This window comes from Arthrobacter sp. NyZ413, from assembly GCF_049390645.1.
Lineage (GTDB): Bacteria > Actinomycetota > Actinomycetes > Actinomycetales > Micrococcaceae > Arthrobacter.
On sequence record NZ_CP155434.1, the window covers coordinates 83,700 to 105,424 of the forward strand.

The window sequence follows — 21,725 nt, forward strand, 5'->3', positions numbered from 1 at the left end:
TTAGCAAGCGACATTAACCAGCGACGGCGGCGGGTGCGGTCCACGTGGAACCGCACCCGCCGCCGTCGTGCAGGTCAGCCGTGCAAGTCACAAGGCGCTGGGCGCCTCGGGAGAAGGTTAGTGCCCTTCGGCCGCGAAACGCTTGATGGAGGCTTCGAGTTCGGCCTCGGCAGCTGCGCGGTCGGCCCAGCCTTCGGCCTTGACCCACTTGCCCGGCTCGAGGTCCTTGTAGCGGGTGAAGAAGTGCTCGATTTCCTTGATCAGGAATTCGCTGACATCCGAGATTTCCTGGATGTGGTCGAAACGCGCGTCCGCGGGAACGCACAGGACCTTGGCGTCTCCACCGCCGTCGTCGGTCATGTTGAAGACGCCGATCGGGCGGGACTCGACGATGACGCCCGGGTACAGGTCGAAATCCTGCAGGAGCACCAGTGCGTCCAGCGGGTCGCCGTCTTCGCCCAGCGTGTTCTCGAAGAACCCGTAGTGGGTGGGGTACTGCATGGACGTGAACAGGACGCGGTCCAGGCGGACGCGACCGGTCTCGTGGTCAACTTCGTACTTGACGCGCGATCCCTTCGGGATCTCGATCGTGACGTCGTGCTTCATGGAATGCTCCTTGGCGGTATTGGCATGGGCGCGGCAGGAGAACAGCCGACGCCGCCGACTACTATTGAGGATATAGCGAGAGGCCCAAGTTTCTTGAAACGGTGGGACATTCAAGACTTTGAGGACTAAAGCTGCATGAAGGGCGTTGACGAGGCAGAGGCTGCAAAGCCCGCTTCGGACCAGGAACCAACCCACGCGCTCCGGCCCCGGAAGGCCGGAAAGCCCCGCACATCCGGAAAGCGCCGGAAGGCCGGAAATAGAGCAAGCAAGGCAATTCTCCGTTTCCTGCCATTGCTCTTGTTGACTGCGGTCATTGCCGCCTTGGCCGTTCCGATGGGACTCGGCGTCGCGTCCGGATTCTTCGGCTTTCCAGGCCCTTCCGCCGGGCCCTCGCCCAAAGTTCCTGCGTGGCAGCAAGTCCCCAGCGAGCTGAGCCGGACCCAAGTGGTGGCACCTTTGGATCCTTCTGCGCCCGTGCCGTTGCCGGCGAGCGTTGCCCGGCAGGTCAACGCCGCCCTGAATCCCGACGGCGGGGGAGACTTCACCGGCGTCGTTCAGGATGCCTTGACCGGCCAGACCCTTTACGATCGCGACGGCGCCAAGAACCGCATTCCGGCGTCCAACATGAAGCTGCTCACCGCCGTCGCCGCCCTTCGCGCGATTGGACCGGAAACGCGCTTCAGCACGCGCGTCCTGGCTGGCGCGTCGCCGTCGACCATTGTGTTGAGCGCCGGCGGCGACGTCCTGCTCGGTGCCGGGCCGTCGCAGCCCGGCGAGGTCCTGGGCCGCGCCGGCCTCGAAACCTTGGCCGCCGACGCCGCGAAATCCCTGCAGGACCGCGGAGTCAAGGGCGCGGTCACTGTGCAGTTGGACGACACCCTGTTCACCGGCCCCGCCTTGAACCCGGCGTGGCACATCGAAGATGTCGAGGCGGGCGAAACGGCTCCGGTCTTTCCGCTGGCTTTGAATTCGGCGCGGACCAGCCCGGACTCCACTTCGGGGCCGCGGCCGCAGGATGCCGCGCTGACCGCTGCACAGGAGTTCGCGGCGAAGCTCCAGGCTGCGGGTGCCTCAGCAGGGTTCACGGTGGCCCCGGACGTGGAGCGGGCGAAGGCTCCGGCCGGAAAGCCCGAGGTCCTCGCGAGCGTGGAATCCGCCACCGTCCGCCAGCAGGTCGACTTGATGCTCGAAACCTCGGACAACTATCTTGCCGAGACCTTCGGCCGCCTGGTCGCACTGTCCATGGGGCAACCGGGAACGTACGACGCTGCGACGGCGGCTGTCAGCGCCCAGCTCGCCCAAGCGGGAATCGCCACGGATTCGATGCACTTGGCCGACGTCTCCGGCTTGGCCTTGGGCAACCAGGTGTCTACACGCCAGTTCGCGGACGTGGTCCGGGCCATCACCTCCGGTCCGGACACCAGGCTTCGCGCTGCGTTGGCGGGCTTCCCCGTGGCGGGGCTGACGGGAACGCTTGGCGACCGCTACGGCGACGCGAGCACATCCCAGGGCGCCGGCTTGGTCCGGGCGAAAACCGGTACTTTGAATTCGGTCATCGCCTTGAGCGGCTACGTCGTGGACGCGGACGGACGCTTGTTGGTGTTCTCCTTCATCGGGAACGGACTGACGCCGGGGGCCGCGGGAAACAAGACAGCCTTGGACAGGTCCGCCACCGCATTGGCATCATGCGGTTGCCGAGCGGGCTGATGTTCGCCGCTGAGCGAACTTAAGGGACTTGCACAGCCTGCTGTGTTCTGATGGATCGTATGGAGTCTCAGCAGCAACCCCAGTCCCTCATCAACTGGGAGCTGGCCGCTTCCACGGCTGCCCGGCTCGCTCCCGCAGGCCCGGCAATGAGCCCGGTCGAAATCGCCAAAGCAGTGGACAGCCTGCGTTCCAGCGCGGACATTTCGGTCCCGCATGTCCACGAGATCACCCGGCTCGAAGCCGCGCGCGACCTTCGCGATTCGCATGTCCTGGTGGTGGACCGGGCCTCGTGGGCGAAAGCCAATACCCAAAGCTTCGCGGTCATGCTCCAACCGGCCCTCCGGCAAATGCTGGAATCCCGGCGCGGCCCGGCATTGACTCCAGCGGCAGCGGCGGCAAGCGGAGCCATCACCGGCAGCCAACTCGGCGCCGTGCTTGCGTTCCTCTCGAGCAAAGTCCTTGGCCAGTACGATCCCTTTGCGTCCTTGGCCCCGGAATCCAAGGCTCCGCCGGCGGGCAGGCTACTGCTGGTAGCACCGAACATCATCTCCGTGGAGCGCGAACTCGCCGTGGATCCGGATGATTTCCGCTTGTGGGTCTGCCTCCACGAGCAAACCCACCGCGTGCAGTTTGCTGCCGCGCCGTGGCTTCGTACCCACATGCTGGAGGAAATCGAGCGGCTCAGCACCAATCTCCTCGGCAACGTCGATTCCATCATGGACCGGGCCACTGCGGCCGCGCGGTCGTTGCGTGATCGTTCCGTGGGTGCCGTTCCAGGCCGGGGAGCCATCCTGGACTTGCTGCAGAACCCGGAGGAAAAGGCCTCGCTTTCGCACCTCACCGCGGTGATGAGCCTCTTGGAGGGCCACGCGAACGTGGTGATGGACGCCGTCGATTCCACCCTGGTCCCCACGGTGAAGACCATCAGGCAGCGGTTCAACCAGCGGGGCAAGGACCGCGGAGTGATGGAAAAGTTCATCCGCAGCCTCCTTGGGCTCGATGCCAAGATGCGCCAATACAGCGACGGCGCGAAGTTCGTCCGCGCCGTTGTTGCCGTGGCCGGAATGGAAGGGCTCAACCGGGTTTGGGAATCGGCTGATCACTTGCCTACGGAGTCCGAGATCCACGACGCCAAGCTGTGGCTTGAGCGGATGGGTCTGTGACGGCCGGAACCGAGGCCGATCCCAGCGCGTCGGGCAACGCGCCTGGCGTCCCCGAGTCCCCCGTTGCCGAGTCAGCCATAGTACGGAGCACAGCCACAGTACGGAGCAGCGGACGACGGCGGCCCGGCCGTTTGGCGCCCGTCGTCGGCAAAGCGCGGAACCTGGTGCAGGACGCCCTGGCCGCTGCAGGCTACCCGGAGCGGATCCTGGTTGCCTGCAGCGGCGGCCCGGACTCCTTGGCCTTGGCTTCCGTTGTTTCCTACTTCGCGCGTCGAGGCCACGTCCACGGGCATCCGGTGAGCGCTGCCGCCGTCGTAGTCGATCATCAGTTGCAGGAAGGCTCGGGCGAGGTCGCCGCGCACACTGCCGCGATCCTGGAAGAGCTGGGTTTGTCGCCGGTGCAGGTGCGGACCGTCGAAGTGGCGTCAACAGGGTTCGGCCCTGAAGCCGCCGCGCGCGACGCCAGGCATGCCGCGCTGGATGCTGCCGCTGAGGACCTCGGCTGCCAATTCATCCTGCTCGGCCACACTTTGGACGACCAGGCGGAGCAGGTGTTGCTGGGCCTCGCCCGGGGTTCGGGAACCCGTTCCCTCGCCGGAATGCGGGCAGCCCGGGGGAAGCTCTTGAGGCCTTTCCTTGGCCTGCGCCGAACTGAAACCTTGGAAATCTGCGGGGTCGAGGAACTCGAAGCCTGGCACGATCCCAGCAACGCGGACCCGGCTTTCGCCCGTTCCCGCACACGCGTTGAGGTGATGCCTGTACTGGAGGACAAGCTCGGACCGGGCGTTGCCGAATCCCTTGCGCGGACCGCGGCGATCCTCCAGCAGGACGCGGATTTCCTGGAGGAACTCGCCTCTGCGAGCTATGACGGCCTGGTGAACAGGACGGACGACGGCGTCTGGCTCCCGGAAGGTGCGTTGCGGGAACTCGCCCCGGCCCTCAGGTTCCGCGTCATCGCCAAGGCGGCGGCCGACGTCGGGGGCCAACAGCCCGGTTATGGTCGGCTCCAGGCGGCCGAAGCGCTGCTCCGCAGGCAGGGGTCCGCCGGTCCCGTCCAATTGCCCGGCAACGTCAGCGTCTACCGCCTCTCGCTGAGCGAACTGGAGCGTGATGCGGCCGCTGGTCCCCGCGAGGGCGGCGGCTGTGGGAAGCTAGTATTCCGGCATCACACATCGCCCCAACACTAGCCGCACCCGAGCATCAACACAGGAGCCATTGGTGGATTCAAACGACGTCCAGGCAGACCTCAAGCACGTTCTCTACACCAAGGAGCAGATCCAGCAACGAATCGGCGAACTGGCTGCACAGATCGACAAGGACTACGAAGGCCGTGAGCTGCTGATCGTTGGCGTGCTCAAGGGCGCCGTCATGGTCATGGCGGACCTCGCGCGTGCGCTCCACAGCCACGTCAGCATGGACTGGATGGCCGTATCCTCCTATGGTTCGGGCACGCAGTCCTCGGGCGTCGTGCGCATCCTCAAGGACCTCGATACCGACCTCATGGGCAAGGACGTCCTAATTGTCGAGGACATCATCGATTCCGGCCTCACCCTGTCCTGGCTCAAGACCAACCTCGAATCCCGCGGCACGGCCTCCGTGGAAATCTGCACCGCATTCCGCAAGCCGGCAGCCGCCAAGGTGGAGATCGACGTCAAGTACGTCGGCTACGACCTCCCCAATGAATTCGTGGTCGGCTATGGCCTGGACTACGCCGAAAAGTACCGGAACCTGGAATTCATCGGTACCCTCGCACCGCACGTTTACGAGTAATTCCCCGCCGCGGATTGATGGCGGAATGAAAGCGGCTTCCCAATGGGGGGCCGCTTTCCGTTCTTAACTATTTTTGACTCTTTTGGTGCCGCGTACCAAAAGAGGATCATTTGCGTGTTAGCGTTCAGCTCATAGCGGTTTGACTTGACCTGGGGGCATTTTGAGCACTGAATCTGTTTCATTGTCAACGCGCGGGAAGGTCCGCGCACTTTTGGCCGGCGGTTTGGTGCTCGGAGTCGGTGCCGCAGTAGTGCTGGCAGCCTGGAACGATTCCGAATTCGCAACCGGAACTTTCACGGCAGGCAATTTCAATTTGCAGGGGAGTACTGACGGCACGGCCTTCTCGGACCATGCCGCGTCGCCAGGAGCCGCCCTGCCATTCACCCTCAACCCGGACAATTTAGCGCCGGGAGATACGGTCTATGCGCCCTTCGCCGTGCGGTTGGCGGCGAACACCAGTACGGGGTCCACCGTCACGGTCAACACACCCACGGCCACGGGCTCGGTGGCGAACCTGAGCTACCAACTTATTGAACCCACGTCCTTCGGTTGCTCCAGCAGTACCACGGGAACAGAGCTGGTACCCACCGGCACCGCGCTCGATGGTGCTCTGAGCGGAGTGACCTTCACGCTCGATCCAGGCTCTCCGACGAGCGATCCTGGCGGCGCGGTGTTCCTTTGCTTCAAGGTGACCGCGGGAGCCGGCCTCGTGCAGGGGCAGGGCGGCACGGCCACGTGGCAGCTCACTGCGGCATCCACCTCCTAGCAACCCGCCATGTCCGGACGCAGGACGGCCCGTCGGCCCGACCAGGGCCGCCAGCGTTTGCTTCGCGTGCGTGCGGTCCTTGCCGGGGGCCTTGTCCTTGGCGTTGGAAGTACGCTGACCCTCGCTGCCTGGAATGATTCGGAGTTCGCGACGGGGACGTTCACAGCCAGTTCGTTCCAGATCGAGTCCTCCATCAACGCAGGAGGCACGTGGCAGGCACACCCAACGTCCGGGGCCGCCGCGACCATGGCGTTCGATCCGGCGGGGATGTCGCCGACGTCCGTCAACTACGCTCCCATCTGGATCCGCACTACCGCCGGTTCGCTTTCCGGCACCTTGGCCCTCCAAGGCGCCACGACTTCCGGCAATGCATCCTTGGCCGCTGCCCTCGATTACCGTGTGGTGCGCTACGCCTCCGGGGCCTGCGATTCCAGCCAATTCACTGCCGGGGCAAGCTATATCGCGGGATCCTCGGCGTCGAAAGTCCCGCTGGGTACGGTAGGGGCGGCGACGGCCGTGGCCGCGAACTCGGCGAATCCCACGCAACTGTGTTTCGAAATCACCATGAAGGCATCGGCAGACAATGCCCTGCAAGGCACGAACGTTGGCGTCACGTGGGAAATCAAGGGAACCTCCGACACATGACCGTGACTGCAACCCAAGGGCGCCGTCAGCGGAAACGCAGCAGCAGCAGGCGGCCGGCCGACGTCGTGCGCGAGACGCTGCTCAACCTTGCTGCGATAGGCGGGGCGGCCTGCATCCTCCTGACCTTGGCCGCCATCGTTTTCCATGTCACGCTCATCATGTTCAAGACCGGATCGATGTCTCCCGCGATCCCCGCCGGATCGCTGGCCGTCGTGCGTGAGGTGCCGGCGTCGAGCGTCCGGGTCGGGGACGTCGTGACGGTTGACCGGCCGGGACGACTGCCTGTCACCCACCGGGTCACATCCGTCAAGTCGGCCGACGGTGGTGCATCTGTCCTGACGCTTAAGGGCGACGCCAACCGCGTGGAAGATCCCGCTCCTTACACCGTCTCCAAAGTCCGGATCGTGCTCTACTCGGTACCGGGCCTTGCCTACATTGTCGCGGGAGCATCCAACCCCTGGGTGCTGGGCGATACCACGGTCGCGGTCGCCGTCCTGGTGACATGGGCGTTGTGGCCCCGGCCGGAGCATCCCGGCAAGGACCGGCGGGCGCGGACTGGGGTACGGACATGACCGGGCGCGGGCGGTTCCGCGTCGCGGCAAGTGTTGTGCCGGTGGTGCTCGGCCTGGTCGCCGCAGCTCCTGTACCGGCCGCAGCCGCGGCAGACGGGCCGGATTTGATCCTGACGCACGGAGGCAGCAACCCGCCCGCTGTCTTGGTTCCCGGATCCACCAGTCGGTGGAGTATCGGGGTGACCACCAGGGCGGTGACGCTGCATGACCTAAAAATCCGGCTCCTGGCCGACGCGCCTCTTGGGCAACTTGCCGCATCGGATGACTTGGCGCGACTGGTCACGGTGGAAGTGCTCAGCTGCGCCACGGGCTGGGCGGCACGGACCTGCCCGTCCGGCGAAAAGACGGTCATCCCGCCGAGGCCGCTTTCCTCCTTGGGCACCCCGACCAGCCTCGCAAATCCCGACGGCGGGATCCCGTCCGGCGTCGAACTGCTACTGAACGTGACGTTGTCGCCGTCGGCCGGCAACAGCGCACAAGGGCTTTCCACCAGGATCACCGCCCGAGTGGACGCAATGGGGGAGCCCGCCACTGCGCAGGACGTTCGCGGCACAGGCCTCGCGAACACCGGCTTCCGGTTGGGGATCTTTGCCCTCCTTGGCCTCGGCGCGGTCCTGGCGGGGACCTTCGCAGCGCGGTTTGCAGCCCGGGCGCGGGCCTCATGAAAAGGTTGGCGACGTCCTCCGGACATCGAGCAGGAGTCTCACGTTGGCGCAGGTTCCGGGGATCGGCCGCGGCAGCCGGACTCGCGGCCGTCCTGTCCGTCCCTGCCGGAACCCCGGCAACCGAGGCGAGCTGGACCGATTCCGAGTTTGGCGCCGGAACACTGACGGCGGCAACCATTGCGCCCCCGGTCATGATCAGCCCTTGCGCCCTCGATCCCGGTACGCTCGGCACCAACCCTGTGATCACGGTTAACTGGCGATTTCCCGCGGGGTCCGCGTACTCGGCACCAGCGAACGTCAGCTACTTCGTTGCGAGTGGAGGAAGTTTGGCGAATCTCACTCCAGTAGCGTTGGGAAGCAACCTCAGCACAACTGGCCCTGTCTCGGGCGTGTATACGACGCAGTTCAAGTCTGGAATCCTGAGCGGATTGCTTGGCGGATCATACGGGGTCTATCTGCAAACCAAGGACGGCTCAGGCTGGGTCTCCACGTTGGCCGTGGCCAACGCCTCCATGGGGCTCGTGGGCAGCAACCCAACATGCGCCGTGCAGTGACAGCGCGCAGCGACAACGCGTAGTCACAACACGTCAGGCACAATACGTGCCGTGAATCGGTAGGATGCAGCGATATTCCGTGTACGCCTAGAGGGAACTTTTGCACCTCACTATGCGTGAATCACTCCGAACGGTGTAAAGCTAGAAACTGACGCAGCACCACACGCGCGCAGAGGATGCGCCGTGCAGCACTACCAGGAGGGACGGGGCTGGCCCCCGAACAGATGAAAGCTAAGAATTTCTTCAAGGGCCCGGGCATCTGGATTGTTGTCGTAGTCGGCTTGCTCCTGGTGGCATTTGCAACCCTTGCCCCCGGTGGATCCACTCGCATCGATACGGATAAAGGCTTGGCGCTCCTTGCGCAGAGCGGCAAAGTCGACCAGGCAAAAATCTACGACGCCGAAAACCGCGTCGACCTGACGCTCAAGGACGATCTCGTCATCGACGGCCAGGACAAGGGCAAGAATGTCCAGTTCTTCTACGTCACCGCCCGCAGCGGAGACGTAGTGAAAGCTGTCACCAACGCCGCGCCGGCCAAGGGCTTCACGGACCAGCCCGTCGAGAACAACTGGTTCTCCGGACTGTTCTCGCTCCTTGTTCCCGTCTTGCTGCTGGGCGTGCTGTTCTGGTTCCTGCTCTCCCGGATGCAGGGCGGCGGCTCGAAGGTGATGCAATTCGGCAAGTCCAAGGCCAAGTTGGTCAACAAGGACATGCCGCAAGTGACCTTCGCTGATGTCGCCGGTGCGGATGAAGCTGTCGAAGAGCTCCAGGAAATCAAGGAATTCCTCCAGGAGCCGAGCAAGTTCCAGGCAGTCGGCGCGAAGATTCCCAAGGGCGTGCTGCTTTATGGCCCTCCCGGTACCGGTAAGACCCTCCTGGCCCGCGCTGTCGCGGGTGAGGCCGGCGTGCCGTTCTTCTCCATCTCCGGTTCGGACTTCGTTGAAATGTTCGTTGGCGTCGGCGCTTCCCGCGTCCGCGACCTCTTCGAGCAAGCCAAGGCCAATTCCCCGGCCATCATCTTCGTCGACGAAATCGACGCCGTCGGTCGTCACCGTGGCGCCGGCATCGGCGGCGGCAACGACGAACGCGAGCAGACCCTCAACCAGCTCCTGGTTGAAATGGACGGCTTCGACGTCAAGACCAACGTCATCCTGATCGCTGCGACCAACCGCCCCGACGTCCTTGACCCCGCGTTGCTGCGTCCGGGCCGTTTCGACCGCCAGGTCACTGTTGAAGCACCGGACCTGGTCGGCCGCGAGCAAATCCTGAATGTCCACTCCAAGGGCAAGCCCATGGCCCACGGCGTCGACCTCAAGGCCGTTGCCAAGAAGACTCCGGGCTACACGGGTGCCGACCTCGCTAACGTGCTTAACGAAGCCGCGCTTTTGACGGCCCGCTCCAACGCCAACCTGATCGACGACCGCGCGCTCGACGAAGCGATCGACCGCGTCATGGCAGGTCCGCAGAAGCGCAGCCGCGTCATGAAGGAAATGGAACGGAAGATCACGGCGTACCACGAAGGTGGTCACGCGCTCGTGGCGGCGGCCCTCCGCAATTCGGCCCCGGTCACGAAGATCACCATCCTGCCCCGTGGCCGCGCCCTTGGCTACACCATGGTTGTGCCGGAGGACGACAAGTACTCGGTCACCCGCAATGAACTCCTGGACCAGATGGCCTACGCGATGGGCGGCCGTGTCGCCGAGGAAATCGTGTTCCACGATCCTTCGACGGGCGCTTCCAATGACATCGAGAAGGCCACGGGAACTGCCCGGAAGATGGTTACGCAGTTCGGCATGAGCGAGCGCATCGGCGCCGTGAAGCTTGGCCAAGGCGGCGGCGAGCCGTTCCTCGGCAGGGACATGGCGCAGGAGCGGAACTACTCCGACTCGGTGGCCTACATCGTTGACGAGGAAGTCCGCCGCTTGATCGACCAAGCCCACGACGAAGCGTATGCGATCCTCACCGAAAACCGGGACATCCTTGACCGCCTGGCCCTTGAATTGCTTGAGCGCGAGACCCTGAACCAGGGCGAGATCGCGGACATCTTCCGGGATGTCCGGAAGCGGGACTTCCGCGAGATCTGGCTGTCCAAGGAATCCCGCCCCGTGCAGACGATCCCACCGGTGGAAAGCCGGGCTGAGAGGGCTGAACGCGAGGCGCAGGAGCAGGCCAAGGAAGCCCGCTTGAAGGAACCCCTGGATGCCCAGCCTCCGCACCCCCAGGGAGTCAGCAGCCAAGAGTCCTTCTCGGGTCCCGCCGCAGGCGCAGGTCCGGACGCGGGCACCGACGTTTCGCATCACGGCTAAGCTTTCTGCTGTGACTCACATCGACGACGACGACTTTAGTGGTGCCTTCGGCGGTTCGCCTGCCGGCGATCCGGAGGCATCCCCGGCAGGCCACCACCACTCCCACAGCAAGGTCGACCGCCCCCGCATCGAGGCGGCCGTCCGCGAGATCCTGATCGCCGTGGGAGAGGACCCGGACCGCGGGGGACTCCTGGACACGCCAAAGCGGGTGGCCAAGGCGTATGCCGAGGTCTTCGCCGGCCTCCACCAGGATCCCGAGCACGTTTTGTCCACCACATTCGACCTCGATCACGAGGAACTCGTGTTGGTCAAGGACATCCCGTTCTACTCCACGTGCGAACACCATTTGGTGCCGTTCCATGGGGTAGCCCACGTCGGGTACATCCCCTCGCACGATGGCAAGGTGACCGGGCTGAGCAAGCTTGCCCGCCTCGTTGACATCTATGCGCGTCGTCCCCAAGTGCAGGAACGCCTCACCACCCAGATCGTCGACGCCTTGGTCACCCACCTCAAACCCCGGGGTGCGATCGTCGTCGTCGAATGCGAACACATGTGCATGTCCATGCGTGGCATTCGCAAGCCCGGCGCGAAGACCGTCACCAGTGCGGTTCGCGGGCAGCTCCATGACCCGGCCACCCGTGCCGAAGCCATGAGCCTCATACTCGGAAGGTAATGAACACGATGGATTCCCTCGCAGCAGCCCCAGGCACGGGACCGGCAACGAGCCCCCTGCCTATCCTCCGCAAACCCCGCCCAGCCGCACGCTTCGCGGACTTGCCGGCCGACCGCACGCTCGTCATGGGAATTCTGAACGCCACTCCTGATTCGTTCAGCGACGGCGGTAAGCACCCCACAGCGGATTCCGCGATCGCGCACGGCTTGCGCATGTTGTACGCGGGCGCGGACATCATCGACGTCGGCGGGGAATCCACCCGGCCGGGCGCGGAGGCGGTCTCGCCCGAGGAAGAACAGCGCAGAGTCATTCCCGTCGTCCAGGCGCTCGTGAAGGCCGGAGCGCTCGTCAGCATCGATACGACGCATGCATCCACGGCCGCCGCTGCCCTGGAGGCCGGCGCGGCGATCATCAACGACGTTTCGGGCCTGAGCATCGAACCGGAAATGGTCGAACTCGTGGCACGCACCAAAGTGCCGTATGTCCTGACGCACCGCCGTGGCAACGCGGAAACCATGAACAGCCTGGCTGACTACGGCGATGTCGTCGAAGAAGTCATCGCGGAACTCAAGGAAGTCCGCGACAAGCTCTACGAGGCAGGGGTGGCGCCGGAGCAGATCATCATCGATCCAGGCCTGGGCTTCTCCAAGGACGAGGAGCAGAACTGGCAGCTCCTCAAGTACGCCGACAGGCTCGACGAACTGGGCCACAAGGTCTTGATCGGCGCATCGCGCAAGCGCTTCCTCGGAACCCTTCTGACCGTTGCCGGTAAGGCCGCCGCTCCCGAGGAGCGGGACCACGCCACGGCTGCGATTACCGCCATCAGCGCGGCCAACGGCGCCTGGGCCGTGCGCGTGCACGACGTCGGACCCAGCCTCGATGCGGTCAAGGTCGCCGCGCGCGTCAGGCACTAGGTCTCGTGAGCAAAGGGGGAAGGACCGGTTTGGACAAGATTACACTGACCGGCGTGACCGCCGTCGGGCATCACGGAGTCTTCGACTTCGAACGGCGGGACGGCCAGCCATTCGTCGTGGACGCGGTGCTGTACAAGGACTTCACCAAGGCCGCGGAGACCGACGACCTGCAGCACACGGCCCACTACGGCGAAGTTGCCGAATTCATCACTTCCCTCATCAGCGGCGAGCCGCTCAACCTCATCGAGGCCCTTGCCGTGCGGATCGCGGAAGGCATCCTGGACGGCTTTGACGTTGCCGCCGTCGACGTCACGGTCCACAAGCCCAAGGCTCCCATCGAGGTGCCTTTCGGCGACGTCACAGTCAGCGTCCACCGGGAGCGCACATGACTTCGCGTTTCACGAAATCGATCCTTGCACTTGGCAGCAACCTCGGTGAGCGTAACGACACCCTGTCCACCGCCGTCGCGGACCTCGTGGACGGCCCGGAAATCCGCTTGCTCGGGGTCTCCCCTGTGGTGCAGACCAAAGCCGTGGGCGGGCCTGCGGGCCAGCCGGATTTCCTCAACATGGTGATCGCGATCGAAACCACGCTCTCGCCGCTCGAATTGTTGCAGCACTGCCACGAGGTCGAGCAAAAGCACCACCGGGTCCGCGAGGTCCGCTGGGGTCCGCGCACCCTTGACGTGGACATCATCGTGTACGGCGATGTCACCAGCGACGACGAAACGCTGACCTTGCCGCATCCGCGCGCGGCGGAACGGGCGTTTGTCCTGTATCCGTGGGCCCTGCTGGATCCCGCGGCGAGCCTCGACGGCGAAAGCGTGGCGGAGCTCGCAGCGAAGGCGGAGGACTTCCCCGGGCTCCGGCCTTTCGACGGATTCGACGAGCCGGGAACCATAGCTGCCACGGGTGCGGTGGAGTAGGCCATGAAGGCAATGCGTCCCCTTCTGTTGGCGATGATCGTCGTCGTCCTTGCCGCGGCCGGCTGGCTGGTCACCATTGCCACCACGCGCTACGGCATGGCCACCCCGGTCCTTCCGCCGTCCGCGCTGGTCACCATGGGCGTCATCGCCGTGCTCACCCTGGTGATGGGCATCCGCGTGCTGCGGTGGCGCAATGGCAAGAAAAAGACCCTCCTTAGCCCGATCCTCGCGGCACGAACCCTCATCCTGGCCCAGGCCTGCGCTTATGCTGGCGCTGTCCTGCTTGGTTGGCACGTGGGAATCGTGATTGAGCAGCTCCGGATCTGGACCCTTCGCAGCGACCAGGGAATTCTTTGGCTCGCGCTCATCATGGGCGGCGGCGGGCTCGTCATGACCATCGTGGGACTCGTGGTTGAGCGGTTCTGCCGGATCCCTCCGGAGGACATGGAAGGCGGAACGGGCTTGCAGGACCGCCGCCACGGCGAGGCCAAGGGTGAGGGCGAGTATGCATACCGCGGCGATTGATCCTCCGGGCGTCGAATGGTTGCGCGTTTCGTCGAAGTACGTGACGGTGAGGCTCGTCGAGTGGGCTGTCCGCAACGTGATCCTGGTCGCCGCCGTCAGCCTGCCGTTGCTTTTCGTGCAACTCGGGTGGTGGACGTGGCCGCCGCTGTGGTTCGCTGTCGCTTTGCCCGCCTTCTTCGTGGTGCTCGCCTTGTGGCGCCTCGTATTGATCCCGCGGCAGGTCCGGGCCATCGGCTACGCGGAACGCAACGAGGACCTCCTCATCCGCCGCGGAATTTTCTTCCAACGGACCATGGTGGTTCCGTACGGCAGGATGCAGTATGTCGATGTCGCCGTCGGGCCGGTCGAACGGATCCTCGGGCTGTGCACCGTCAAGCTCCACACCGCATCGGCCGGGACCATGGCCCACTTGCCGGGCCTCCCCGCGGCTGAAGGTGCGCGCTTGCGCGAGCAGCTTTCGGCACGTGGCGAAGCGAGGCTGGCCGGACTGTGACGCCGCAAAAGACCGCGGTCGACGGCGACTGGCACCGTGTCCACCCGGCGTCGCCGTTCGTGCGGGGCTGGGTGGCGCTCGTCGCGATCGTTTACTTCTTCGGCCGCGACACTTTCGAAAGAAGCCTCCAGGGCCGGGGCAACATCGGCGCCGAGATCAACGAGCGCACCCTTTGGCTGTTGGCCGGCGGCGGCGTCGTGCTCTTGTTGGCGTTGGGATCGTTCGTCCTCAGCTGGTACTTCACCCGCTACCAGCTTGCCGAAGGCTATGTCCGGGTCAACACCGGGTTCTTGTTCAAGCAGCAACGCCAGGCCCGGCTGGACCGCGTCCAAGCCATCGACATCGTCCAGCCCCTGCTGGCCCGTATTTTCGGCCTTGCGGAGTTGAAGTTCGAGGTCGCCGACGCCGGTCATTCGGCTGTGCGGCTCTCCTACCTGAAGCTTGGCGAGGCCAAGCAGCTCCGGGCCACGATCTTGGGCCGCGCTGCAGGAATCGCCGACGGCACTGAAACGGTGGAGGTGCCCGAGGCTCCCGAGCAGGTGGTGCTGTATATCCCGCCTGGTCGGCTCATCGGTTCGCTGGTCCTCAGCGAGCAGAGCGTCTTCATCGTCTTGAGTGCGGTCGCTTCCGTCATGGCCTCGGTGCTGACCGAGTCCCGGGCGTTCATCCTCTACTTGATTCCCGCGATCATCGGTTTGGGGACGGCCTACTGGAGGTCCTTCAACAAGGGATACAACTTCACCGCCGCGATTTCTCCCGATGGGATCCGCATGCGTTACGGGCTCTTGGATACCCAAGCCCAGACGCTGCCGCCCGGGCGGATCCAGGCGCTCAAGGTCACCCAGCCTCCCATGTGGCGGCTCCTCGGCTGGTTCCGGATCCACGTCAACGTCGCCGGCTATGGCGAACATCGCCGCAGCGAAGGTGAGCACCGGACCATGCTCCTTCCGGTTGGCCGGAAAGCCGAGGTGATGATGATGCTTTCGCTCGTCCTGCCTGATCCCGGCATCGCGGACCCCGAAAGAGTGTTCACCGCTGGCCTGACCGGACTGGATTCGGACGCAGGTTTTGTGACGACGCCAAAACGGGCTTGGCCGCTCGCGCCCCTTGGCTGGCGGCGCAATGGTTTCCTTTCCACGGACACGGCGTTGCTGTTGCGCTCCGGGCGCTTGTGGCGGAAGTTGGTGGTCGTCCCGCACCAGCGGACGCAGTCCATGGCCCTCCACCAGGGCCCTTTGGATCGTTTGTTCCAGGTGGCCGACCTCGTCCTGCACACCACGCCCGGGCCGGTGGCACCCAGGCTCTACCAAGTGTCCACGGAGCTTGCGGTTGCCTTGTTCGACCAACAAGCAGCGAGTGCCCGCAAAGCCCGGAAGCTGCAGACCAGCGAGCAGTGGCTGGCCCAACTTCCGCCTGTCCATCAAGTCGCACGGACAGCATCAACCCCGGAGGAGCAGAACCATGGCTAGGCCAGGACGCCTTGGCGTCGGAATCATCGGCGCCGGCAAGGTGGGTGCCGTCCTGGGTGCGGCCCTGCGCGCGGCCGAGCACGCCGTCGTCGGGGTGTCCGCCGTGTCGGAGGCGAGCAGGGAGCGCGCGGAATCGCTGCTCCCGGGGGTCCCCATCCTGGAAATCCAGGACATCGTCGAGCGTTCCGAGCTGGTCCTCCTTGCCGTCCCGGACGACGCCCTCGGTGAGCTCGTGGAGGGGCTGGCGAAGCTCGGTGCGTGGCAGCCCGGCCAGCTTGTGGCGCACACGTCCGGCCGCTTCGGCGTCGGGATCCTGAAGCCCGTCCGCGCCGCGGGGGCCATCCCGCTCGCGCTCCACCCCGCCATGACGTTTACCGGCATGAGCTTGGACTTGACCCGCCTGATGGACTGCACCTTCGGAGTCTCCGCCGACGCCGCGATGCTGCCCATCGCCCAGGCGCTCGTCGTGGAGATGGGTGCCGAACCTGTCGCCATCGCCGAGGCCGACCGCACAATCTACCACGCGGCACTCGCACACGGTTCGAACCATTTGGTGACGCTCGTGGCGCAGGCGTCCGAACTCTTGGGGCAGATCGGCGTCGAGGCACCCGAACGGATGTTGGGTCCACTCTTGCGCGCCACTTTGGAAAACGCGCTGGCGTCGGGCGAATCCGCGCTCACGGGTCCCGTGGCCCGGGGCGATGTGGGCACCGTGGCCGCGCACGCCGAAGCACTCAACGAGCTCGACGGCGACGTCCTCGCCGCCTACCGGGCCATGGCGCACGCGACGGCCCGGCGGGCACTCAACCGCGGGCTGCTCAAAGGGAACCAGTTCAGCGACATCACCAACGCGCTTAACGGTCCACGCACGCCGGACAACGGCGAAGACCGTCCGGGCGGCAACCCCGCCGGGACACAGGAAGGAAACTGACCATGGCCATCAAGCTTGTGACCACCGCGGCGGAACTGAGGGCCGAAAGCGCCCGCTTGCTCCTTGAAAAGCGGGGTTCGTCGCAGGGACTGGTCCCGACGATGGGGGCGCTGCACTCAGGCCACGCGGCACTGGCGCGTGCCGCCGTCGAACAGAACGACGTCGTGGTGGCCTCCATTTTCGTGAACCCGCTGCAGTTTGGTGAGGCCGCGGACCTCGACCGCTATCCGCGCACCCTCGAGGCGGACATGGACCTCCTGGACGCCGAAGGAGTGGACCTCGTTTTCGCTCCCTCGGTGGACGAGGTCTACCCCGGCGGCGAACCGCTGGTCCGCGTCACTTCGGGTCCGTTGGGCGAGAAGTGGGAAGGCGCCTCGCGGCCCGGACACTTCGACGGCGCCTTGACGGTGGTCGCCAAGCTGCTGCATTACGGCTTGCCGGGCGGTCCGGCGTTCGACGGCGGTGCTGCCGCGTACCGGGCGTACTTCGGTCAGAAAGATGCCCAGCAGCTCGCCCTCGTGAAGCGGATGGTCTCCGACCTCAATTTTCCCGTGGACATCGTCGCGGTCCCCACTGTGCGCAGCGAAGAAGGACTGGCGCTCTCCAGCCGGAACAGGTTCCTGTCAGAAGCGGAACAGGATGCCGCCTTGGTGCTGTCCCGGGCACTTCGCCTCCTTGAGTCCCGCGCCATGGCGCGCGAACCGCTGGACCTGGACTCCGCCGTCGCACTCGTTGAATCCCAGCCGCTCGTGCGCCTGGACTATTTCGACGTCGTCGATCCCGGGACGCTTGAACCCCTCGCCGAAAACTGCCAGGACACGCCGTTCCGCGGGGAGGGCCTCGCGATCATCGCCGCGAAAGTCGGTCCCGTGCGATTGATCGACAACCTGCCGCTGAGTTCGTAGCCGTTAACGTTAGGGTGCGCCCGCCCAAACGTTTGGAATAACCTGCTGACGGGAATGCGCACGCGGCTTAGACTGTTGCAGTCTTTACCGGTGCCGAGCGCCGGACACCGCACCCCATACCCGAGGGATCCTCATGTCTACCGACATCACTTCTGACGCGCACGGCAAACCCGTGCCGGCAACGGGGACACAGCACGCCAGCGACAAAATGTCGCGCGAGTCCGTGACTGTCATCGTCACGCTCCTTGTGGCGACATTCGTCGTGATCCTCAACGAGACCATCATGAACGTTGCACTGCAGCGGCTTATGACGGACCTCAAAGTGGACCCGCCCACTGTCCAATGGCTCTCTACTGGATTCATGCTGACGATGGCCGTGGTCATTCCCACCACCGGATTCATCCTCCAGCGCCTCACCACCCGCGCAGCGTTCCTGCTGGCGATCGGCCTGTTCAGCAGCGGAACGCTGCTCGCGGCATTGGCTCCGGGATTCCCCGTCTTGCTGCTCGCCCGCATTGTCCAAGCGGGAGGGACGGCCATCATGCTTCCGCTGCTGATGACCACTATCCTGACGCTCGTGCCTTTGTCCCGCCGCGGCGCCGTGATGGGCAACGTAACCATCGCGATTTCGGTGGCACCCGCGCTTGGTCCCACAGTTTCGGGGATCATCCTGGACCACTTCTCATGGCGGTTCATGTTCGTCTTCGTGCTGCCTGTGGCATTGGCCGCCATGGCTATCGGCGCCAAGTTCCTCACCAACGTGGGGGAGCAGGGCAACGTGAAGCTCGACTTCGTCTCTGTGATCCTGACCGTGCCTGCATTCGGCGGCCTCGTGTACGGACTCAGCCAAATCGGCGGAAACGGCGGGGCCAGTGCCCTACCGGTCGTCGCCCTGGTTGTCGGCGTGTTGTGCATGGTGGCGTTCGTGTTCCGCCAACTCAAGCTGCAGAAGTCCGACGCCCCCTTGCTTGACCTGAGGGCCTTCAACTTCCGTATGTTCACCGTATCCACGCTCCTCATGGTGGTGGCCATGATGGCGCTTTTCGGTGGCGTCATCCTGCTGCCGCTGTACTTGCAGAACATCCTGCACCTGCAACCCATGGAGACCGGTCTGGCCCTCCTGCCCGGCGGCTTGGCCATGGGCTTGCTCGGACCGGTGGTCGGCCGGCTGTTCGACAAAGTCGGGCCGCTCCCGCTCACCGTGACCGGCTCACTCTTGCTCGTGCTCACGTTGTGGCAGTTCTCGCAGCTCACCGCTTCCAGCCAGTTGTGGTGGGTGATTGTGCTCTACGCAGTGCTGAGTTTGGGCCTGGCTTTGCTGTTCACGCCGTCATTCACCACCGGCCTCAACCCGCTGCCGCCGCACCTGTATTCGCACGGTTCCGCGATCATGAGCACACTGCAGCAAGTTGCCGGCGCCGCGGGCACGGCGCTGCTCGTATCGATTTTCGCCGTGGTCTCGGCCTCATCCGGCTTCGTGGCCGGCATGCAGACGGCCTTCTTGACGGCCACCGTGATCTCCGTCATCGCCGTGGTGCTTTCGGCAATGATGCGCAAGACCGAGGGCGCCGTGGTGCATTAGCCTGCTTGAACCAGCCTGGGGCGCGATCGTTCCAGGATTCGACGCTTTCAAAGTTCGACGGCGCCGCAGCACCTTTCCGGTGGTGCGGCGCCGTTTTGCGTCTGCCCCCGACGGACTGGTTGCGTACCGAGGCTGGCTCACGTTTGGCGGGAGTATCCGGGCGCATACGGGGTTGGCGTGATGGGGTCATGTTTGTGGTGTTTGTCTTTGGATGGTTCTTGCCTGTCTGAAGGGTGGATTTGCGTGGGGGGTTGGGGGTGTGTAGAGTAGTTCGAGTCGCCGCCGCTGATGCGGGTTTGTTGCGACCGACTCCCTTTCAAATGGAAACCATTTTTTGGTTCGCTTTTGTGTGTTCGAATGCGGTTTCCGGGGTCGTGGATGTGTTGTGTCTGGTGCGGGTTCCTGGTTTCGGGGATTTGCGGGGGCGGGGCGTGTCTGGTAAGTTTGGAAAGTTGCTCCGGAGCGATCTTGGCCTGTGTGGTTGGGTGGTGTCGGGTGTGTCTGTTGTTTGAGAACTCAATAGTGTGCCAAGTTTGTTGATACCGATTGTTTTTTGAATTGGTTGTTTTGCCGGGCCTTGTCCGCCCCTGTGGGTGGGGTCTGGTTCAGCTGGTTTCAGATTTTGTGCAGCTGTTTTCGCCGTTGTTTCCGGTGGGGATGGTTGTGTCTGTTTTTGTTTTTTGACGGAGAGTTTGATCCTGGCTCAGGATGAACGCTGGCGGCGTGCTTAACACATGCAAGTCGAACGATGAAGCGGTGCTTGCACCGTGGATTAGTGGCGAACGGGTGAGTAACACGTGAGTAACCTGCCCTTGACTCTGGGATAAGCCTGGGAAACTGGGTCTAATACCGGATATGACTGCTCCGCGCATGCGGTGGTGGTGGAAAGCTTTTGTGGTTTTGGATGGACTCGCGGCCTATCAGCTTGTTGGTGGGGTAATGGCCTACCAAGGCGACGACGGGTAGCCGGCCTGAGAGGGTGACCGGCCACACTGGGACTGAGACACGGCCCAGACTCCTACGGGAGGCAGCAGTGGGGAATATTGCACAATGGGCGCAAGCCTGATGCAGCGACGCCGCGTGAGGGATGACGGCCTTCGGGTTGTAAACCTCTTTCAGTAGGGAAGAAGCGTAAGTGACGGTACCTGCAGAAGAAGCGCCGGCTAACTACGTGCCAGCAGCCGCGGTAATACGTAGGGCGCAAGCGTTATCCGGAATTATTGGGCGTAAAGAGCTCGTAGGCGGTTTGTCGCGTCTGCTGTGAAAGACCGGGGCTCAACTCCGGTTCTGCAGTGGGTACGGGCAGACTAGAGTGATGTAGGGGAGACTGGAATTCCTGGTGTAGCGGTGAAATGCGCAGATATCAGGAGGAACACCGATGGCGAAGGCAGGTCTCTGGGCATTAACTGACGCTGAGGAGCGAAAGCATGGGGAGCGAACAGGATTAGATACCCTGGTAGTCCATGCCGTAAACGTTGGGCACTAGGTGTGGGGGACATTCCACGTTTTCCGCGCCGTAGCTAACGCATTAAGTGCCCCGCCTGGGGAGTACGGCCGCAAGGCTAAAACTCAAAGGAATTGACGGGGGCCCGCACAAGCGGCGGAGCATGCGGATTAATTCGATGCAACGCGAAGAACCTTACCAAGGCTTGACATGGACTAGTAAAGCGCAGAGATGTGCTCCCCTCTTGAGGCTGGTTCACAGGTGGTGCATGGTTGTCGTCAGCTCGTGTCGTGAGATGTTGGGTTAAGTCCCGCAACGAGCGCAACCCTCGTTCTATGTTGCCAGCGGTTCGGCCGGGGACTCATAGGAGACTGCCGGGGTCAACTCGGAGGAAGGTGGGGACGACGTCAAATCATCATGCCCCTTATGTCTTGGGCTTCACGCATGCTACAATGGCCGGTACAAAGGGTTGCGATACTGTGAGGTGGAGCTAATCCCAAAAAGCCGGTCTCAGTTCGGATTGGGGTCTGCAACTCGACCCCATGAAGTCGGAGTCGCTAGTAATCGCAGATCAGCAACGCTGCGGTGAATACGTTCCCGGGCCTTGTACACACCGCCCGTCAAGTCACGAAAGTTGGTAACACCCGAAGCCGGTGGCCTAACCCTTGTGGGGGGAGCCGTCGAAGGTGGGACCGGCGATTGGGACTAAGTCGTAACAAGGTAGCCGTACCGGAAGGTGCGGCTGGATCACCTCCTTTCTAAGGAGCGCTGTGCATCGTTGTCCTGTTGGCCCTGTGGGGGTTGGCGGGGCGGGTGCCAGGTAGCAAGCCCGTTGCGCAGGCGGATGTTCTGCGGCGGGTGCTCATGGGTGGAATATCAACGAATCATTTTTGGTGGCATGGCTGTGTGGTCTGTGCCCTGGTGCTAGTACGACGCCTTTCCTTCGTTTTCGAAGGCGGGGGTGTGGGGAACGTGTCCGGGGTGTGGGTTGTGTGGTGGTGTTTGGTGCACTGTTGGGTCCTGAGGCAACAGGCCCTGCTGGTTTCCTTGTGTCTGGTCTGCGCGCGTGTGTGTGCGGGGCGGGTGTGGGGGGTGGTGGGTGTTGTTTCT

21 protein-coding genes and 1 rRNA gene are annotated in these 21,725 nt (G+C 64.1%); 21 read left to right on the plus strand and 1 reads right to left on the minus strand.

Annotation, left to right across the window (positions count from 1 at the left end; genetic code table 11):
• Positions 1–117: 117 nt before the first annotated feature.
• Positions 118–606, minus strand: a complete 489-nt coding sequence (locus ABCW42_RS00435) for an inorganic diphosphatase (protein WP_133203843.1) — start codon at positions 604–606, stop codon at positions 118–120.
• 135 nt (positions 607–741) lie between these two features.
• On the opposite strand from ABCW42_RS00435, the gene dacB reads away from it, so the two are divergent.
• The 21 genes from dacB to ABCW42_RS00540 all read left to right on the plus strand — a co-directional run bounded on the left by dacB (position 742) and on the right by ABCW42_RS00540 (position 21,373).
• Positions 742–2,313 (plus strand): D-alanyl-D-alanine carboxypeptidase/D-alanyl-D-alanine endopeptidase, encoded by a 1,572-nt coding sequence (gene dacB / locus ABCW42_RS00440; RefSeq protein ID WP_423183032.1) that lies wholly within the window; start codon positions 742–744, stop codon positions 2,311–2,313.
• Positions 2,314–2,363: 50 nt separating this feature from the next.
• Positions 2,364–3,476: a zinc-dependent metalloprotease gene (locus tag ABCW42_RS00445; protein WP_423183033.1), complete on the plus strand. Its 1,113-nt coding sequence runs from the start codon at positions 2,364–2,366 to the stop codon at positions 3,474–3,476.
• Between the two features lie 164 nt (positions 3,477–3,640).
• Positions 3,641–4,663, plus strand: a complete 1,023-nt coding sequence (gene tilS / locus ABCW42_RS00450) for a tRNA lysidine(34) synthetase TilS (protein ID WP_423184970.1) — start codon at positions 3,641–3,643, stop codon at positions 4,661–4,663.
• A gap of 31 nt (positions 4,664–4,694) precedes the next feature.
• Positions 4,695–5,246: a hypoxanthine phosphoribosyltransferase gene (hpt, locus tag ABCW42_RS00455; RefSeq protein WP_423183034.1), complete on the plus strand. Its 552-nt coding sequence runs from the start codon at positions 4,695–4,697 to the stop codon at positions 5,244–5,246.
• Positions 5,247–5,427: 181 nt separating this feature from the next.
• The gene (locus ABCW42_RS00460; protein WP_423183035.1) at positions 5,428–6,012 is read left to right on the plus strand and encodes a SipW-dependent-type signal peptide-containing protein; all 585 of its coding nucleotides are present in this window, start codon (positions 5,428–5,430) and stop codon (positions 6,010–6,012) included.
• A 9-nt stretch (positions 6,013–6,021) separates the two neighbouring features.
• A complete protein-coding gene (locus ABCW42_RS00465; RefSeq protein ID WP_423183036.1) occupies positions 6,022–6,657 on the plus strand; it encodes a SipW-dependent-type signal peptide-containing protein in 636 nt (211 codons plus the stop codon).
• Entirely contained in the window at positions 6,654–7,229 is a 576-nt protein-coding gene (locus ABCW42_RS00470) for a signal peptidase I (RefSeq protein ID WP_423183037.1), read from the plus strand. Before ABCW42_RS00465 ends, ABCW42_RS00470 begins: the two co-directional genes overlap by 4 nt.
• The gene (locus ABCW42_RS00475; protein ID WP_423183038.1) at positions 7,160–7,894 is read left to right on the plus strand and encodes a hypothetical protein; all 735 of its coding nucleotides are present in this window, start codon (positions 7,160–7,162) and stop codon (positions 7,892–7,894) included. The genes ABCW42_RS00470 and ABCW42_RS00475 overlap by 70 nt, the downstream gene beginning before the upstream one ends.
• Complete coding sequence (locus ABCW42_RS00480; RefSeq protein WP_423183039.1) at positions 7,891–8,448, plus strand: hypothetical protein; 558 nt, start codon at positions 7,891–7,893, stop codon at positions 8,446–8,448. The genes ABCW42_RS00475 and ABCW42_RS00480 overlap by 4 nt, the downstream gene beginning before the upstream one ends.
• A gap of 224 nt (positions 8,449–8,672) precedes the next feature.
• The gene (gene ftsH, locus ABCW42_RS00485) at positions 8,673–10,754 is read left to right on the plus strand and encodes an ATP-dependent zinc metalloprotease FtsH (protein WP_423183040.1); all 2,082 of its coding nucleotides are present in this window, start codon (positions 8,673–8,675) and stop codon (positions 10,752–10,754) included.
• Positions 10,755–10,764: 10 nt separating this feature from the next.
• Positions 10,765–11,427: a GTP cyclohydrolase I FolE gene (gene folE, locus ABCW42_RS00490; RefSeq protein WP_423183041.1), complete on the plus strand. Its 663-nt coding sequence runs from the start codon at positions 10,765–10,767 to the stop codon at positions 11,425–11,427.
• An 8-nt stretch (positions 11,428–11,435) separates the two neighbouring features.
• Positions 11,436–12,341 carry a dihydropteroate synthase gene (gene folP, locus ABCW42_RS00495; RefSeq protein ID WP_423184971.1) on the plus strand — a complete coding sequence of 302 codons (906 nt, stop codon included), beginning with the start codon at positions 11,436–11,438 and terminating at the stop codon, positions 12,339–12,341.
• A gap of 29 nt (positions 12,342–12,370) precedes the next feature.
• Positions 12,371–12,730: a dihydroneopterin aldolase gene (gene folB / locus ABCW42_RS00500; RefSeq protein WP_133203872.1), complete on the plus strand. Its 360-nt coding sequence runs from the start codon at positions 12,371–12,373 to the stop codon at positions 12,728–12,730.
• A complete protein-coding gene (gene folK, locus ABCW42_RS00505; protein ID WP_423183042.1) occupies positions 12,727–13,266 on the plus strand; it encodes a 2-amino-4-hydroxy-6-hydroxymethyldihydropteridine diphosphokinase in 540 nt (179 codons plus the stop codon). Before folB ends, folK begins: the two co-directional genes overlap by 4 nt.
• Before the next feature lie 3 nt (positions 13,267–13,269).
• Complete coding sequence (locus tag ABCW42_RS00510) at positions 13,270–13,791, plus strand: DUF3180 domain-containing protein (RefSeq protein ID WP_423183043.1); 522 nt, start codon at positions 13,270–13,272, stop codon at positions 13,789–13,791.
• Entirely contained in the window at positions 13,772–14,284 is a 513-nt protein-coding gene (locus tag ABCW42_RS00515) for a PH domain-containing protein (RefSeq protein ID WP_423183044.1), read from the plus strand. Before ABCW42_RS00510 ends, ABCW42_RS00515 begins: the two co-directional genes overlap by 20 nt.
• Positions 14,281–15,753: a PH domain-containing protein gene (locus ABCW42_RS00520; protein WP_423183045.1), complete on the plus strand. Its 1,473-nt coding sequence runs from the start codon at positions 14,281–14,283 to the stop codon at positions 15,751–15,753. The genes ABCW42_RS00515 and ABCW42_RS00520 overlap by 4 nt, the downstream gene beginning before the upstream one ends.
• Positions 15,746–16,684 carry a Rossmann-like and DUF2520 domain-containing protein gene (locus ABCW42_RS00525; protein WP_423183046.1) on the plus strand — a complete coding sequence of 313 codons (939 nt, stop codon included), beginning with the start codon at positions 15,746–15,748 and terminating at the stop codon, positions 16,682–16,684. The genes ABCW42_RS00520 and ABCW42_RS00525 overlap by 8 nt, the downstream gene beginning before the upstream one ends.
• Before the next feature lie 2 nt (positions 16,685–16,686).
• The gene (gene panC, locus ABCW42_RS00530) at positions 16,687–17,589 is read left to right on the plus strand and encodes a pantoate--beta-alanine ligase (protein ID WP_423183047.1); all 903 of its coding nucleotides are present in this window, start codon (positions 16,687–16,689) and stop codon (positions 17,587–17,589) included.
• A 133-nt stretch (positions 17,590–17,722) separates the two neighbouring features.
• Entirely contained in the window at positions 17,723–19,171 is a 1,449-nt protein-coding gene (locus tag ABCW42_RS00535; protein WP_423183048.1) for a DHA2 family efflux MFS transporter permease subunit, read from the plus strand.
• Positions 19,172–19,851: 680 nt separating this feature from the next.
• Positions 19,852–21,373, plus strand: a 16S ribosomal RNA gene (locus ABCW42_RS00540).
• Positions 21,374–21,725 lie beyond the last annotated feature (352 nt).

Coding starts and splice junctions, on each gene's coding strand:
- ABCW42_RS00445 (WP_423183033.1), top strand. CDS start 2,364: ATGGATCGTATGGAGTCTCAGCAGCAACCCCAGTCCCTCATCAACTGG.
- panC (WP_423183047.1), top strand. CDS start 16,687: ATGGCCATCAAGCTTGTGACCACCGCGGCGGAACTGAGGGCCGAAAGC.
- ABCW42_RS00480 (WP_423183039.1), top strand. CDS start 7,891: ATGAAAAGGTTGGCGACGTCCTCCGGACATCGAGCAGGAGTCTCACGT.
- ABCW42_RS00470 (WP_423183037.1), top strand. CDS start 6,654: ATGACCGTGACTGCAACCCAAGGGCGCCGTCAGCGGAAACGCAGCAGC.
- ABCW42_RS00475 (WP_423183038.1), top strand. CDS start 7,160: ATGGGCGTTGTGGCCCCGGCCGGAGCATCCCGGCAAGGACCGGCGGGC.
- ABCW42_RS00435 (WP_133203843.1), bottom strand. CDS start 606: ATGAAGCACGACGTCACGATCGAGATCCCGAAGGGATCGCGCGTCAAG.
- folK (WP_423183042.1), top strand. CDS start 12,727: ATGACTTCGCGTTTCACGAAATCGATCCTTGCACTTGGCAGCAACCTC.
- ABCW42_RS00525 (WP_423183046.1), top strand. CDS start 15,746: ATGGCTAGGCCAGGACGCCTTGGCGTCGGAATCATCGGCGCCGGCAAG.
- ABCW42_RS00515 (WP_423183044.1), top strand. CDS start 13,772: ATGCATACCGCGGCGATTGATCCTCCGGGCGTCGAATGGTTGCGCGTT.
- folP (WP_423184971.1), top strand. CDS start 11,436: ATGGATTCCCTCGCAGCAGCCCCAGGCACGGGACCGGCAACGAGCCCC.
- dacB (WP_423183032.1), top strand. CDS start 742: ATGAAGGGCGTTGACGAGGCAGAGGCTGCAAAGCCCGCTTCGGACCAG.
- ABCW42_RS00465 (WP_423183036.1), top strand. CDS start 6,022: ATGTCCGGACGCAGGACGGCCCGTCGGCCCGACCAGGGCCGCCAGCGT.
- ftsH (WP_423183040.1), top strand. CDS start 8,673: ATGAAAGCTAAGAATTTCTTCAAGGGCCCGGGCATCTGGATTGTTGTC.
- ABCW42_RS00510 (WP_423183043.1), top strand. CDS start 13,270: ATGAAGGCAATGCGTCCCCTTCTGTTGGCGATGATCGTCGTCGTCCTT.
- ABCW42_RS00535 (WP_423183048.1), top strand. CDS start 17,723: ATGTCTACCGACATCACTTCTGACGCGCACGGCAAACCCGTGCCGGCA.